9 protein-coding genes, 1 pseudogene and 1 riboswitch are annotated in these 14507 nt (G+C 68.6%); of the genes and pseudogenes, 3 read left to right on the plus strand and 7 right to left on the minus strand.

Features of this window, described 5'->3' with window-relative positions; all coding sequences use genetic code 11:
- Positions 1-144: 144 nt before the first annotated feature.
- From rny to AFR_RS35840, 6 genes and pseudogenes are all read right to left on the minus strand, one after another.
- Complete coding sequence (gene rny / locus AFR_RS35815) at positions 145-1869, minus strand: ribonuclease Y (RefSeq protein ID WP_023561719.1); 1725 nt, start codon at positions 1867-1869, stop codon at positions 145-147.
- A gap of 375 nt (positions 1870-2244) precedes the next feature.
- On the minus strand, positions 2245-2838 hold the full coding sequence (locus tag AFR_RS46475) for a hypothetical protein (RefSeq protein WP_148308180.1): 594 nt from the start codon (positions 2836-2838) through the stop codon (positions 2245-2247).
- 1349 nt (positions 2839-4187) lie between these two features.
- Positions 4188-4955 (minus strand): hypothetical protein, encoded by a 768-nt coding sequence (locus tag AFR_RS46480; RefSeq protein WP_148308181.1) that lies wholly within the window; start codon positions 4953-4955, stop codon positions 4188-4190.
- Between the two features lie 1065 nt (positions 4956-6020).
- A pseudogene (locus tag AFR_RS35830) lies at positions 6021-6596 on the minus strand (regulatory protein RecX); the annotation flags it as partial.
- Between the two features lie 1160 nt (positions 6597-7756).
- Positions 7757-8803 carry a recombinase RecA gene (recA, locus tag AFR_RS35835; RefSeq protein ID WP_023561723.1) on the minus strand — a complete coding sequence of 349 codons (1047 nt, stop codon included), beginning with the start codon at positions 8801-8803 and terminating at the stop codon, positions 7757-7759.
- A 202-nt stretch (positions 8804-9005) separates the two neighbouring features.
- A complete protein-coding gene (locus AFR_RS35840; RefSeq protein ID WP_023561724.1) occupies positions 9006-9206 on the minus strand; it encodes a DUF3046 domain-containing protein in 201 nt (66 codons plus the stop codon).
- Between the two features lie 73 nt (positions 9207-9279).
- Here AFR_RS35840 and AFR_RS35845 point away from each other — a divergent pair, with 73 nt between their 5' ends.
- Positions 9280-9981, plus strand: coding sequence for a GNAT family N-acetyltransferase (locus AFR_RS35845; protein WP_041841392.1), 702 nt, complete (start codon positions 9280-9282; stop codon positions 9979-9981).
- Here AFR_RS35845 and AFR_RS35850 read toward each other — a convergent pair.
- Entirely contained in the window at positions 9953-10615 is a 663-nt protein-coding gene (locus AFR_RS35850; RefSeq protein WP_023561726.1) for a UdgX family uracil-DNA binding protein, read from the minus strand. The two genes, AFR_RS35845 and AFR_RS35850, sit on opposite strands and share 29 nt — an antisense overlap.
- A gap of 113 nt (positions 10616-10728) precedes the next feature.
- Positions 10729-10937: riboswitch (cobalamin riboswitch) on the plus strand.
- A gap of 136 nt (positions 10938-11073) precedes the next feature.
- Between AFR_RS35850 and AFR_RS35855 the strand changes: the two genes are divergently transcribed.
- Both AFR_RS35855 and AFR_RS35860 read left to right on the plus strand, forming a co-directional pair.
- Positions 11074-13467: a ribonucleoside-diphosphate reductase subunit alpha gene (locus tag AFR_RS35855; RefSeq protein ID WP_023561727.1), complete on the plus strand. Its 2394-nt coding sequence runs from the start codon at positions 11074-11076 to the stop codon at positions 13465-13467.
- A complete protein-coding gene (locus tag AFR_RS35860; RefSeq protein ID WP_041841393.1) occupies positions 13468-14463 on the plus strand; it encodes a ribonucleotide-diphosphate reductase subunit beta in 996 nt (331 codons plus the stop codon).
- The last annotated feature ends 44 nt before the right edge of the window (positions 14464-14507 follow it).

Raw genomic sequence — 14507 nt, forward strand, 5'->3', positions numbered from 1 at the left:
GCTGAGCGTCGGGTTGGGCGCGGAGCGGCCGAGGGTGAGTGCGCACGGACCTGGCAGGGAGCGAAGCGAACGGTCTCGGCGGGAGCGACGATCGGTGCCATGCACTCAGGCACGACATCCAGAACTTGACCCGGCTTTGGGGCTTTAGCGGGCCAACTCCGTCACCCGGGACTCGCGGACGACCGTTACGCGGATCTGGCCGGGGTAGGTCAGTTCTTCTTCGATTTGTTTGGCGACGTCGCGGGCGAGGACCGCGGCGCCGATGTCGTCGACGTCCTCGGGGCGGACCATGACGCGGATCTCGCGGCCGGCCTGCATCGCGAAGACCTTGTCGACGCCGACCTTGCCGGCGGCGATCTCCTCGATGCGTTCGAGGCGTTTGACGTAGGCCTCGAGGCTTTCGCGGCGGGCGCCGGGGCGGCCGCCGGAGCAGGCGTCGGCGGCCTGGGTGAGGACGGCCTCGACGGTCTGGGGCTGGACCTCGTTGTGGTGGGCCTCGATCGCGTGGACGACGTCCTCGGACTCGCCGTACTTGCGGGCAAGGTCGGCGCCGATCAGGGCGTGGCTGCCTTCGACCTCGTGGGTGAGGGCCTTGCCGATGTCGTGGAGGAAGGCCGACCGCTTGATCGTGGGGACGTCGAGGCGCAGCTCGGCGGCCATGATGCCGGCGATGTGGGCGGTCTCGACGAGGTGTTTGAGCACGTTCTGGCCGTAACTGGTGCGGTATCGCAGGCGACCGAGGAGCGTGGCGAGCTCCGGGTGGATGTCGGTGATGCCGACGTCGACGAGGGCTTCCTCGGCGGCGCGTTCGCAGAGGCGCTCGACCTCGTTCTTCGCGCTGTCGAAAACCTCCTCGATGCGGTGCGGGTGGATGCGGCCGTCGAGGACGAGCTTCTCCAGGGTGAGGCGGCCGACCTCGCGGCGGACCGGGTCGAAGCAGGAGAGCAGGACCGCTTCCGGGGTGTCGTCGATGATCAGGTTGACGCCGGTCGTGGACTCGAAGGCGCGGATGTTGCGGCCCTCGCGGCCGATGATCCGGCCCTTCATCTCGTCGCTCGGGAGGTGCAGGACGCTGACGACGCTTTCCGCGGTCTGCTCGCTGGCGATGCGCTGGATCGCGTCGACGACGATGTGCCGGGCGCGGGTGTCGGCGGTGTGCTTCGCCTCGCTCTCGATGTCGCGGACGAGGATCGCGGCCTCGCGCTTCGCCTGGGTCTCGATGTTCTCGATCAGCTCGGTGCGGGCGGCGTCGGCGGTCAGACCGGCGATGCGTTCCAGCTCGCGGCGGCGGCCCTCCTCGGCGGCGGTCAACTCGGCCTCGCGGGCGGTCAGGGCGGCCTCGCGGGACGCCAGGTCGGCGTCCATCGCGGCGAGGCGACGCTCACGCTCGACCAGACGTTCGACCTCGTCGGCGTGGAGGCGCTCCCGCTCGTCGATCCGCGCCGCGCGGCGCTCGACCTCGGCGGCCTGCTCCTTGGCGGTCGCGTTGAGCAGGGCCACCTCGCGCTCGCCGCTGCGGCGGGCGGCGGTCCGGACCTGCTCGGCGTCGGACTCGGCCTGGCGGTGCGCGTGCTCGAGGATCGTGTCGGCCTCGCCGTGAGCGTCGTCGAGAACACGGCGGGCCTCGGCCCGCGCGGCGGTCGCCTCGGCCTTGGCGGCGGCGGCCTCGGCGCGGACGGAAGCGGCCTTGGCGTTCGCGTCGTCGACCTTGGCCTTGGCGGCGTCGAGAGTCTGCTCACGGCGGTCGCGGTCGGCGGTTTTGCTCTCCTGCAGCTGGCGCAGAGCGCGGGCGCCGAGGACCAGGCCGATCACCACGAAGGCGGCAAGAACGACGATCGCCACCACGAGCACCCAATCCAGGGCGGTCATCTCGCCGCGTCTCCCCTCGCCGCGGCGCATGGCTGCGCCGGATCTCCGTAGGGATGCCCGACCAAGGCGGCAGACCGCGGGCGTGACCAGCCTACGGCGCCTGCTGCGGCGTCGAAGACCGACCGCCGGGTATGTCTGGCCACCGCCCGCGCGGTCTGCGGGCGGTGGAGGCATCGACGGCGCCCTGCGCCTGAAGTGATGCCGTAATGTGATGCGTTCTATGTTGTGCGCTTAGCCTGCGATGGTCGAGCAAACCTTGTGTAACGCGAGGCTAGGTCGCAAGTGCCGCTTCGGTCAAGGACTCATGATTCGGCAGTGGATGGGACGTTAGGCACAGACACGCTCACGCCCTGCTCAGGTACGTTGCTGGGCAATTCAGGCGTAGCGGGCCCAGATGTCGCGCATCGGCTCCCACTGAGACCCGGTGCCTTCCTTCCAGTACGCGAGCAGATAAGCAGCCACCGGAGTGGCAGCGTCATCCCACCAGATGCCACTGACAGTCTTGCCCGACGCCGGGTACGCGAACTCCACGTAGTTGCCGTTCGTCCGCCCCGAGGGTGTCGCCCGTTCGGTCGCCGGCCCGACACCAGGGGTCAGCTTCCGGGCGTCGACGTTCTGCCCGAGCGTCTTGACCCGCGCCTTGTCCCGGTCGGCGTCGGTGGCGTACTCCACGAAGATCGCGCTCATCGCGTCCATCTCGCAGCGCACGCGTACCTTCTCCCCCTTGTTCAGGACGGGGCCGCCCTTCTCACCGCTGCGGGAACAGCCGGAGAGGTTCGGCAACCAGCCCTGGGAGATCACCGCCAGCGAACCGGTGAGTTTCGGCTGGTTGAGAGCGACCTGGTTCTGCTCGTACGGGCCGAGGCCAGCGGGTGCGGTGGCCGTCGGGGCGGGAGGTGCTGGGGGTGCGGGGGTGTCCGTGCCGCCGGTGGCACGGCCGGCGAAGAAGCCGCCGGTACCGAAGATCAAGAGGCCTGCGACCAGGCCGGCCAGGGCTGGGATGAGGTAACGGCCCTTGGGCTGTTTCGGGGTGGGCTCGATGCGGGGACCGCCGCCGAAGGCTGGAGCTACCGAGAAGCCGTAGGGGTCGGCGGCGGCTCCGCTGCCGGAGATCGGGTCGGTTGACGACCAGCTCGGGGGGCTCGAGGTGCTGTAGTTCTCACCGTAGGCGGGGCCGGCGCCGGAGGTTGGGTTGTCGCCTCCGTAGCCGGGGCCGGCGCTCGAGGTCGGTGTGTTGCCGTAGCCGGGGCCTGCGCCTGAGGTCGGGTTGTCCGCTCCGAAGCCTGGGCCCGCGCTTGAGACCGGCGTGTTCCCATAGCCGGGGCCTGCGCCTGAGGTCGGGTTGTCCGCTCCGAAGCCTGGGCCCGCGCTCGAGACCGGCGTGTTCCCATAGCCGGGGCCTGCGCCCGAGGTCGGCGTGTTCCCGTAGCCCAGGCCAGCGCCGGAGGTCGGATTGCCCCCTCCGAAACCCGGACCCGAGACCGGGGTCTTCCCATGGCCGGGGCCGACGCCCGAGGTCGGACTCTCGCCGTAGCCCGGGCCGGCGCCGGAGGTCGGGTTGGTGTGGCCCGGTCCTGGCTGGCTGGTTTCGTGGCCGGGGCCTGCGGCTGATACCGGCGGCGTGCCGGATGTCGGTGCGTTCGGGGTTGCGGCGGGGTGGGTGTCGCTCGGCTGCTGCGGGCTTCCGTGGAACGGGCCGTAGCCGTACTGCTGACTGGTCACGTTGTTGTTTTCAGCGTTGTCACCCGCGGCGGTGCCGACTTGGTCACCGGGCGCAGGCTCGGGTGGGGTGGGGCTCGGACCGGCGGCCGCGTAATGCGGGACCGGTGTGGCGGGAGACACGGTGAATGTGGCAGTGACGTCCGCGGAATCGCCGGTCGGTGTCACAGCCGCGGCCGGGCCGGTCGGAGGGTGGGCAACCGGGTGGGTCGTAGGCTCAAATGCCGGCCGTCCGGCTTGATCGCCGCTGGGAGCAGATCGCTGACCAGGGATTTCCGGCTGCGAAACCCCGTGCTGGGCCGGGCCTCCGGGCGCACTGTGCGGGACGACCTGAGCTGTCGCGTCGGGGCCCTCCGGGAGGGAGCCGCCACCGCGCCGAGCTGGGTGGAAGTCGTCTGTCACGACGCAGCAGATTACCAGTTCGGCGCCATCGGCGAGGTCCCGCGAAGATCCATCGACGACAATGGACCCGCAGCCTGGCGGGGCCGCGGGTCCATTGCCTTACTTCAGTTGCCCGGATCGACCGAGGTCGCGTCGAACGGTGTTACCAGGCCGTCGTGTGTGCCGGCCGGTCAGAACCTTATGCGGTCCGGACCCGATCAGGCGTCAGCACCCTCGGGACGACGACGCCGCGTGATCAGCACCAGCCCGACACCACCGGCGGCGATCGCCGCACCGACGCCGGCCAGGCCGACGACGTTGAAGCCGGTCACGGGCAGGCCGCCACCGTTGTCGGAACCACCGGTGCCGCCGGCGTCGTTGGAGTCGCCGTTGTTGCCCCCGTTGCCGGAGCCACCATCGTCGTCACCGTTGCCGCCACCGTTGTTGTCGCCACCGTCATCGGTGCCGTTGCCGCCACCGGTGCCGGAGTCCGGCGGGGTGGTCGGGTCGCCGGGACCGTTGTCGCCGTCACCAGGCTCTTCGCCACCCGGGTCCTCGCCACCCGGGTCCTCGCCACCCGGGTCCTCGCCACCCGGGTCCTCGCCACCCGGGTCCTCGCCACCGGGATCTTCACCACCCGGGTCCTCGCCGCCCGGGTCTTCGCCACCGGGATCTTCACCACCCGGGTCTTCACCGCCCGGGTCCTCGCCACCCGGGTCCTCGCCACCCGGGTCTTCGCCACCCGGATCGGTGGGCTCTTCGCCGCCGCCCTCACCGGGCGGGTTGTCCGGGTCGCCCGGCGGGTCTTCCGGATCGCCGGGCGGGTCCTGCTCGACCTTGGTGGTCACGCCACCCTCGGTCCCGGCCGGCTCCGCAAGAACGACAACACCGCGCGTGGAAATCTCCACAGTCGAAGCACTGGCAGCCGAAGCACCCGCAAGCGCGGCCACACCCACAGCGCCGATGATGACGCTCAGCCGAGCCATCGCACGCACGCCACGATGGCGCGCGAGATGTTTGGTCTTCATTTTCCTCCCCGTCTGTCAACAGTCGAAGGATCGCTCCATCTTCAGTGGACAGAGATCCCCGCAGTCCGATGAGCAACTTACCCGATGGAACGCCACCGTTCTATCCACCATTGACAATATGGTTGAAGTCGGACACCGAGCTTGTAGGGGTGCATGTCGCAGGGTGCGCGGCTGCTCGACGCGAAGGCTCCGACAAGGTGATCAAGGCCTTCAGAGACGTCACGATTAAGCCACGAATAGCCAATCGGATTGCCTATCGCGGGAGTGTCGAAATCGGTTGCGTCAGGCCGCTGGGGATGCGGCTTCGCGTTATCGGAATGACCGTCAGATGGGGCTTCAGTGAACCGCAATCGAGCGCCGCGGCTCGGCGAGCGCCCAAGGGAATGGGCTGAGTCCGCCCGGGTGGTGTATCCCGATCGGATACGGCGATTCTGCGCGGACGCAGTTGAGGGCGACCTCGCGGGTACCGCAGGCAGGATCAGTGGAGCCGCCTGCCCGAGCGAGCGGGGCGGGCGAGCACGGCGGGCAGGCGAGCGGGCGAGCGAGTGAGCGGGACGGGCGAGCACGCGGGCAGGCGGGCGAGCAGGGCGGGCGTGCAGGGCGGGCGAGCACGCGGGCGGGCAAGTAAGCGAGTAAGCGAGTGAGCGGGGCGGGCGAGCACGCGGGCGGGCGGGCGAGCGGGCGAGTAAGCGAGTGAGCGGGGCGAGCGAGCGGGCAGGCGGGCGAGCAGGGCGGGCAAGCACGCGGGGCGGGAGCGGGGCGGGGCGGGCGAGCGCCGAATCACACGACCTCAATGCGCCGCGCTCAACCCGGCGCACCGACACGGCGGGTGTCAGCTTCGGCCCTGGATTTGGCCTTCCGCCTACTCGACCACGCCTGCTCAGCCGCGCCTACGGACCACGGATGCCGGCTCGGCCGCCGCACCCCCGAGGCCATCGCCGCCCTGACCGCGCTGATGACCCGCGCGTGAGGCAGGCGCTGCCGCGGGTAGAGCTTGCGCAGCGCGGGGTATCGGCGGGCTGGTCAGGAGAGTGAGTCGGTCGCTTCGTCCGCCATGGCGTCGGGGTCGATCTGGTCGGCGAACTCCGCCGCTTCCTCGTCGCGGGCAGCCAGAGCGTCCTTCACTGCCCGGATTGCCACGCCGGCCGGATAACCCTTGCGGGCGAGCATGCCGACCAGGCGTCGGAACACCTGGTCGGGGGTGCCGCGCGCCGAACGCAGTTTGCGGTCGACCATGGCCCGGGCCGCTGTGGCCTCGGCGTCGTCGTCGAGGGTCTCCAGGGCCTCGGAGGCAATCTCGGAGTCGACGCCGTGCTGCCGAAGCTCGTTGGCAAGTGCCCGGCGGGCCAGACCGCGGCCCTGGTGCCGAGTGGACACCCACATGCGGGCGAAGGCTGCGTCGTCGATGATGCCGACCTCGTCGTACCGGTCGAGAACCTCGGCGATCACTTCCTCGGAGATCTCCTTGCGGGCGAGCGCCTTCGCCAGCTCCGCACGGGTGCGGGGCCGGACGGCCAGCTGCCGGAGGCAGATCTCACGGGCGATCTCGGATTCGGTACGCGGCGGCTCGGGCGGGCGATCCGCCGCCCGACCACGACGGCCTTTGCCTCTCCCCCGCGTGTCACCGCCCTGCGCGGCATCATCTGCAGCACGTCCGAAAGGGCTTTCGCCAGGTGAACGGCCTTCGAGCGAAGCAGCACTGAGGGGATAACGCCCGGAGGGACTTTCACCGGGTAGACGGCCCTCAAGCGAAGCAGCGCTGAGCGGATAACGCCCAGAAGAGCTTTCACCAGGTAGGCGACCCTCAAGCGAAGCGGCACTGAGCGGATAACGCCCAGAAGAGCTTTCACCAGGTGGAAGGCCCTCGAGCGAGGCAGCACTGAGTGGGTAGCGGCCCGATGGATTCTCGCCGAACGGATAGCCGTCACGGGTCGTGGCATCACGATCTGAGTGGTCGGGGCCGGCGAACACGCCGTCGTCTTGTGCGCTTTCACTCGCTGGACCGTCGTCAAAGAACTCGTCGCCGCGGCTTGCGGACCGGCGTCCACCTCGTCGGCCTTTGCCAGAGGTGCTGCGACCGCCGCCGGAACTGCCGCTCGAACCGAAAGCGGGGCCGAAAGCGCTGCTGCCGCCGCGACGCGAGCGTGAGCCACCGCCCTCCGAATCGGAGCGGCTCCCGCTGCTACCAAAAGCACTGCTCGAACCCGACCGGCTGCCACTGCTACCAAAAGCACCGCTCGAGCCCGACCGGCTGCCGCTGCTCCCGAAAGAGCCGGAGCGACTTCCGCTGGCACCGAAAGCGGCGCCGCCCGAACGGGAGCGACTGCCGCTGCTGCCGAAAGCGCCGCCACCGGCCGAGCCTGATCCGCTGCCACTTTCGCCGAAGGTGCCGCCGCGCACAGGTGAGTCGTCGTCGGCCGGGTCGGAGTAAGAGTCGGGGTCGGGGTCGGGGTCGGTGGGCGAGCTCCGGCTTCGGCGACCCGTTACGTTGCCGCGTTCCGGGTTGCCGGGCCGGAGCTCACCGTCCGGGGAACTTTCGTCATCGGGACGGGGTGGGATTGCGTCCCAGCCCCTGCCCGCGCGGGCGCCACGTCGGCCGGCCATCGGGCTCAGCCCTTCGCCGGAATGCGCGCAGGACCGCCCGCCAGTGCGGCGAACCGCACCGACGGACAGCTGTGCGGGTGGACAGGTGTGGAGTCACCCGGCCCGTGAAGGCCGGGTGCACCAGCGGATCGCCTCGTCGTCGGAGGTCGCATCGATCAGAAGTCGACCGGGGGCAGCTCCGGGCCGCCGGCGGCGTCGCCGGTGGTCTGGCCCACGCCGAGCTTCTCCAGGATCTTCTTCTCGATCTCGGCCGCGACGTCCGGGTTTTCCTTGAGGAACTCGCGGGCCTTTTCCTTGCCCTGGCCCAGCTGGTCACCGTCGTACGTGTACCAGGCGCCGGACTTGCGGACGATGCTCTGCTCGACGCCGACATCGATCAGCGAGCCCTCGCGAGAGATGCCCTTGCCGTACATGATGTCGAACTCGGCCTGCTTGAACGGCGCCGCGACCTTGTTCTTGACGACCTTGACGCGGGTGCGGTTACCGACGACGTCGGTGCCGTCCTTCAGGCTTTCGATGCGGCGCACGTCGAGACGCACCGACGAGTAGAACTTCAGCGCTCGGCCACCGGTCGTCGTCTCGGGCGAGCCGAACATGACGCCGATCTTCTCGCGGAGCTGGTTGATGAAGATGGCGGTCGTGCCGGAGTTGTTCAGGATGCCGGTGATCTTTCGCAGGGCCTGGCTCATGAGCCGGGCCTGCAGACCCACGTGGCTGTCGCCCATCTCGCCCTCGATCTCGGCACGCGGCACGAGCGCGGCCACCGAGTCGATGACGATGATGTCGAGCGCGCCGGAGCGGATCAGCATGTCCGCGATCTCGAGCGCCTGCTCACCGGTGTCCGGCTGGGACACCAGCAGGGCGTCGGTGTCGACACCGAGAGCCTGGGCGTAGTCGGGGTCGAGCGCGTGCTCCGCGTCGATGAAGGCGGCGATGCCGCCGTTGCGCTGGGCGTTGGCCACCGCGTGCAGGGCCACCGTCGTCTTACCGCTGGACTCCGGTCCGTAGACCTCGATGACGCGGCCGCGCGGCAGACCGCCGACGCCGAGCGCGATGTCGAGGGCAATGGACCCGGTGGGGATGACGGCCATCTGCGTGACGGGCCGTTCCCCGAGGCGCATCACCGAGCCCTTGCCGAACTGCTTGTCGATCTGCGCGAGAGCAAGGTCCAGCGCCTTGTCCCGATCAGGTCCTGCCACCATGTCCGCCACCCCTGCACTCGACTTACCAGGCGTCTTCGCCGAAGAGTTTCTGTTCATCACCACGCGGGTCACGCTAGACGTTGGGTCTGACAGAAAACGGCCGCCCGGCCGTGAGCTGTGGATGACCACGCCGCTGAGGACAATAGCCGAACACTTGTACTACAGACGAGTGACACGCCAGAACAAACGTACTAAAGAGGGGTCACTGCAGGCGGGAAGGCACCCGATCGGGGTACGCGGCCACCACTGCTCGCCAGATAGTCACCGTGTCCACACCCTGAGCGATGGATTCTTCAATGGTGCGTCCCTGGAGCGCCGAAAAACTCTGATCGGTAGCGAGGCTTCTCGCGTACGCGGGGCCGAACGCCTGCTCGAGGCGCCCCCAGAAGTCTGTCAACCGCACGGAAAAAGCGTACCCGCGGTCCAAGGGCGGCCCCGGATGCGCTCCACCCTGAGACGCACATCACTATTTGTGAATGACAGTCGATGTTCTCGACCAGCCGACTTGGGCGTCACTGACGGGTCCGCACGCCCGATTCGCGCGAATTATCGGGCAGGCCGGCAGGTACGACCCGGAGGTCGCACCTTTCTTCGCTCTGGCCGATCCTGGCGATCCGCGCTCCTGGGAGGACCTGGCTGAGCTCGCCGGTCCCGGCACGGAGATGTCGATCTCCGCCCGACCGCCCGAGGATGCCGGCTGGGAGATCCGCGGGACCAGTACCGCGTTCCAGCTCATCGATGGCAAGGTGCCGGCAGCACTCGACTCCGAAGCCATTGTCCTGACGGTCGCCGACGTTCCGGACATGATCGATCTGGTGAGCCGGACCGAGCCGGGGCCGTTCCGCCCCCGCACCATCGAGCTGGGCACCTATCTGGGCATCCGGCAGCACGGACGGCTTGTCGCCATGGCGGGCGAACGACTGCATCCGCCCGGCTGGACGGAGATCAGCGCGGTGTGCACCGATCCCGCCCATCGCGGCCGGGGGTATGCCGCCCGCTTGGTCAGGGCCCTGGCGGCGGCGATCTACGACCGTGGCGAGCGGCCGTTCCTGCACACCATGGCCACCAACACACCGGCGAACAGGCTTTTCACCTCGCTCGGTTTTGTCCGGCGCAAGGAGAACACCACTGTGTCGTTGCGCGTACCGGTCAAGAAAGAGCGGCTGCCGCGATCTTGAGATCGTCGACCAGGCCCTGGTAGGCGGTGTCCCGGTCGTCGGCCCGCAGGACCGCCGATGGGTGGATCGTGGCCAGCGCCTTGGACTCGGCCACGGGGAAGTCCTGCGGTCGCTGCGCCGAGGCAGGCCAGGGCAGCAGCTCGCCTCGGGACTTCGTCACCCGGAACGACGGTCCGAAGAGGGCCTTCGCCGCCGTCGCGCCGAGCGCCACGACCAGATCCGGCTTGAGCAGGGAAAATTCGGCGACCAGCCAGGGCCGGCACGCGGTGATGTGCGCGGGACCGGGAGTCTGGTGGATGCGCCGCTTGCCGCGGAGCTCAAAACGGAAGTGCTTGACGGTGTTGGTCAGGTAGATCGTCGACGGGTCGATGCCGGCGTCGCCGACCGCGTCGCGCAGCAGCCGGCCGGCCGGTCCGACGAACGGCAGTCCCTGCTGATCCTCGATGTCGCCGGGCTGCTCGCCGACAAAAACGAGGCGGGCGTGGGCAGCACCGCGGCCGAAGACCACCTGGGTCGCGTCCTCGTAGAGCTCGCAGCCGCGGCATCCGGGCGCCGCGGATTTCAGCTCGTCGAGGGTGTGCGTATCGGCGGGGACGAACTCCTGAGCCCCCGGCGGGGCTTGTGTTGTTGCCATGGACACGTTTCTACCCCCATCCGCCCGGTCCACGCGTGAGTCCTCACCTGAACGAGCACGATTCGACACGCCGACACGACATGTGGGGTTGCGCGTTTCGAGTCGCACCTAGATATGGTGTTGCTGCAGCTGGTTCGGACGTCCCGACGGGACGTCCGAGGCAAGAGGGAACCCGGTGGAAAACCGGGACTGCCCCGCAGCGGTGAGTGGGAACGACCGCCGTCAACAGCACTGGGCCCCGGCCTGGGAAGCGACGGCCAGTAGGAGACCGGAGATCGGTCAGGCCCGCGAGTCCGAAGACCTGCCAGCGCACCGCACGCTTCCGCGTGCGGTGGTCCGAGGCCGCGTGGGACGGCCGACGCCACTGAGGTGTACGCGCTCGACATCGGCGTGTCCACCGGCGTCCTCCTGCGCGCCCGGAGACCACTTCGGAACGGGCTCGCGAGGAGAGAGTGTTCATGACGGTCACGCAGGAGAAGACTGCGTCCGAACCGGGCGTACCCGAGCAACGCAAACATGCGATGCAGGTTCGCAAGCGCAACGGCGACACCGAGTCGGTGGATGTCAACAAGATCGTCAAAGCGGTCGAGCGCTGGGTCGCCGACCTCGACGAGGTCGACCCGCTGCGGGTGGCGACCAAGACGATCAGCGGTCTCTACGACGGCGCAACCACGGCTGAGCTCGACAAACTGTCGATCCAGACGGCGGCGGAGCTGATCGGCGAGGAGCCGCAGTATTCGCGGCTGGCGGCGCGGCTGCTGGCGGCCTTCGTCGACAAGGAGGTCCGCGGTCAGGGCATCGCGAGCTTCAGCCAGTCCATCGCCCGCGGCCGTGCGGAAGGGCTTATCGGCGACGAGACCGCTGCTTTTGTCGCGAAGAACGCCCGCAAGCTCGACGACGCCGTCGACCTGACCGGTGACCTGCGGTTCGAGTATTTCGGCCTGCGGACCGTCGCCGACCGCTATCTGCTGCGGCACCCCGAGACGCGCCTGGTCGTGGAGACACCGCAGTACTGGCTGCTGCGGGTCGCCTGCGGCCTGTCCACGTCGGCGGGCGAGGCCATCGCGTTCTACCGGCTGATGTCGTCGCTGGCCTATCTGCCCAGCTCGCCGACGTTGTTCAACTCGGGCACGCGGCACACGCAGATGTCGTCGTGCTTCCTGGTGGACTCGCCGAAGGACGAGCTGGACTCGATCTACGAGCGGTACCAGCAGGTGGCGCGGCTGTCGAAATTTGCCGGCGGTATCGGCATCTCCTGGTCGCGGGTGCGCGGTCGCGGCGCCCTGATCCGCGGCACCAACGGCCAGTCCAACGGCATCGTGCCCTTCCTGCGGACGCTCGACTCCAGCGTCGCGGCGGTCAACCAGGGCGGACGTCGCAAGGGTGCGGCCTGCGTCTACCTCGAGCCGTGGCACCCCGACATCGAGGAATTCCTCGAACTGCGTGACAACACGGGAGAGGACGCCCGCCGCACCCACAACCTGAACCTGGCCAACTGGATCCCGGACGAGTTCATGCGCCGGGTCGAGGCCGACGAGATGTGGTCGCTGGTCGACCCGAGCGACGCCCCCGACCTGCCGGACCTTTACGGCGAGGAGTTCGAGCAGGCCTACCGGATCGCGGAGAAGAAGGCGGTCAAAACCGTCAAGGCCCGTGACCTGTACGGCCGGATGATGCGCACACTCGCGCAGACCGGCAACGGCTGGATGACCTTCAAAGACCCGTCGAACCGCCTCTCCAACCAGACCGGCCGCCCCGGCAACACCATCCACCTGTCGAACCTGTGCACCGAGATCCTCGAGGTCAGCTCCGACGACGAGACGGCGGTCTGCAACCTGGGCTCGATCAACCTCGGCGCACACCTGAGCGGCGGCGACGTGGACTGGGAGAAGCTGCGGGAGACGGTGCGGACCGCGGTTGTTTTCCTCGACCGGGTCATCGACATCAACTACTACCCGAGTGATCAGGCGGCGGCGAGCAACCCGCGCTGGCGTCCCATCGGGCTCGGGCTGATGGGTCTGCAGGACGCGTTCTTCTCGCTGCGGCTGCCTTTCGACTCCGCCGAGGCCAAGGAGCTCTCGACGCGCGTCTCGGAGGAGATCTATCTGACGGCGCTGGAGACCTCGGCCTCCCTGGCCGAACGCTTCGGCCCGCACCCCGCGTACGCGGAGACCAGGGCGGCCGGCGGTGACCTGCAACCGGATCTCTGGGGTGTGACCCCGACGCAGACTGCCCGGTGGTCCGCGGTGCGGGAGCGGATCGCCGGCACCGGGCTGCGCAACTCGCTGCTGATCGCGATCGCGCCGACGGCGACGATCGCCTCCATCGCCGGCTGTTACGAGTGCATCGAGCCGCAGGTCAGCAATCTTTTCAAGCGGGAGACCCTGTCGGGCGAGTTCCTCCAGATCAACACCTATCTGGTACGCGAGCTGAAGGCGCGCGGACTCTGGACGGCGGCGGTGCGCGAGCAGATCAAGCGCGCGGAGGGCTCGGTGCAGGGCATCGAGGCGTTGCCTGCCGACGTCCGGGAGCTCTTCCGGACGGCGTGGGAGCTGCCGCAGAAGGCGCTGATCGACGTGGCCGCCGCACGGTCGCCCTACATCGACCAGTCGCAGTCGCTGAACCTTTTCATGAGCGCACCGACCATCGGCAAGGTCTCGTCGATGTACCTCTACGCCTGGAAAGCCGGGCTCAAGACCACGTACTACCTGCGCTCGCGGCCCGCGACGCGCATCCAGCAGGCCACGGTGTCCGTCGCACCGGCGGTGACGGTTGCCGTCGCCCCGGTCTCCGACGAGGAAGCCCTGGCCTGTTCCCTCGAGAACCCCGAGTCGTGTGAGGCGTGTCAGTAAATGCTGCTTGATCCCGGAATGGACCTGACCCTGCGGCCGATGAAGTACCCGCACTTCTTCGACCGCTTCAAGGACGCGATCAAGAACACCTGGACCGTCGAGGAGGTCGACCTGCATTCCGACCTCGCCGACCTGGCCAAGCTCTCGCCCGCCGAGCAGCACCTGGTCAGCCGTCTGGTCGCCTTTTTTGCCACCGGCGACACCATCGTCGCCAACAACCTCGTGCTGAACCTCTACCAGCATGTCAACTCGCCCGAGGGCCGGCTCTATCTTTCCCGGCAACTCTTCGAGGAGGCCGTGCACGTCCAGTTCTATCTGAACCTGCTCGACACCTATGTGCCGGACGAGGCGGAGCGAGCTGCGGCCTTCGACGCGGTGGAGAACATTCCGTCGATCGCCCGCAAGGCCGACTTCTGCTTCCGCTGGATCGACTCCGTTTTTGAGCTGCGCGAACTGCGGACCAAGGACGAGCGGCGGGCGTTCCTGCTCAACGTCATCTGTTTTGCCGCCTGCATCGAGGGCCTGTTCTTCTACGGCGCCTTCGCCTACGTCTATTACCTGCGCTCGCGCGGCCTGCTGCACGGGCTGGCGTCCGGGACCAACTGGGTCTTCCGCGACGAGTCGATGCACATGGCCTTTGCCTTCGACGTCGTCGAGCAGGTGCGGGCCGAGGAACCGGATCTCTTCGACGACAAGATGGAACAGCAGGTCCGGGACATGCTTTCCGAGGCCGTCGAGTGCGAGGTGCAGTTCGCGGCGGATCTGCTGGAGCAGGGCGTCTCCGGCATGTCGCTGACCGACATGCGGACCTACCTGCAGCACGTGGCTGACCGCCGCCTCACCCAGCTGGGTATCGCGCCGATCTACGGGTCGCAGAACCCGTTCGCCTTCATGGAGTTGCAGGACGTCCAGGAGCTGTCGAACTTCTTCGAACGCCGGGTGTCGGCCTATCAGGTCGGCGTCACCGGCAGCGTGAGCTTCGACGACGACTTCTAAGTCAGCGGGGCCGGCACTGCTGTCCGCCGTACGACGGGCGGCAG

Origin of the sequence: Amorphoplanes friuliensis DSM 7358 (assembly GCF_000494755.1) — a bacterium.
Taxonomy (GTDB): domain Bacteria; phylum Actinomycetota; class Actinomycetes; order Mycobacteriales; family Micromonosporaceae; genus Actinoplanes; species Actinoplanes friuliensis.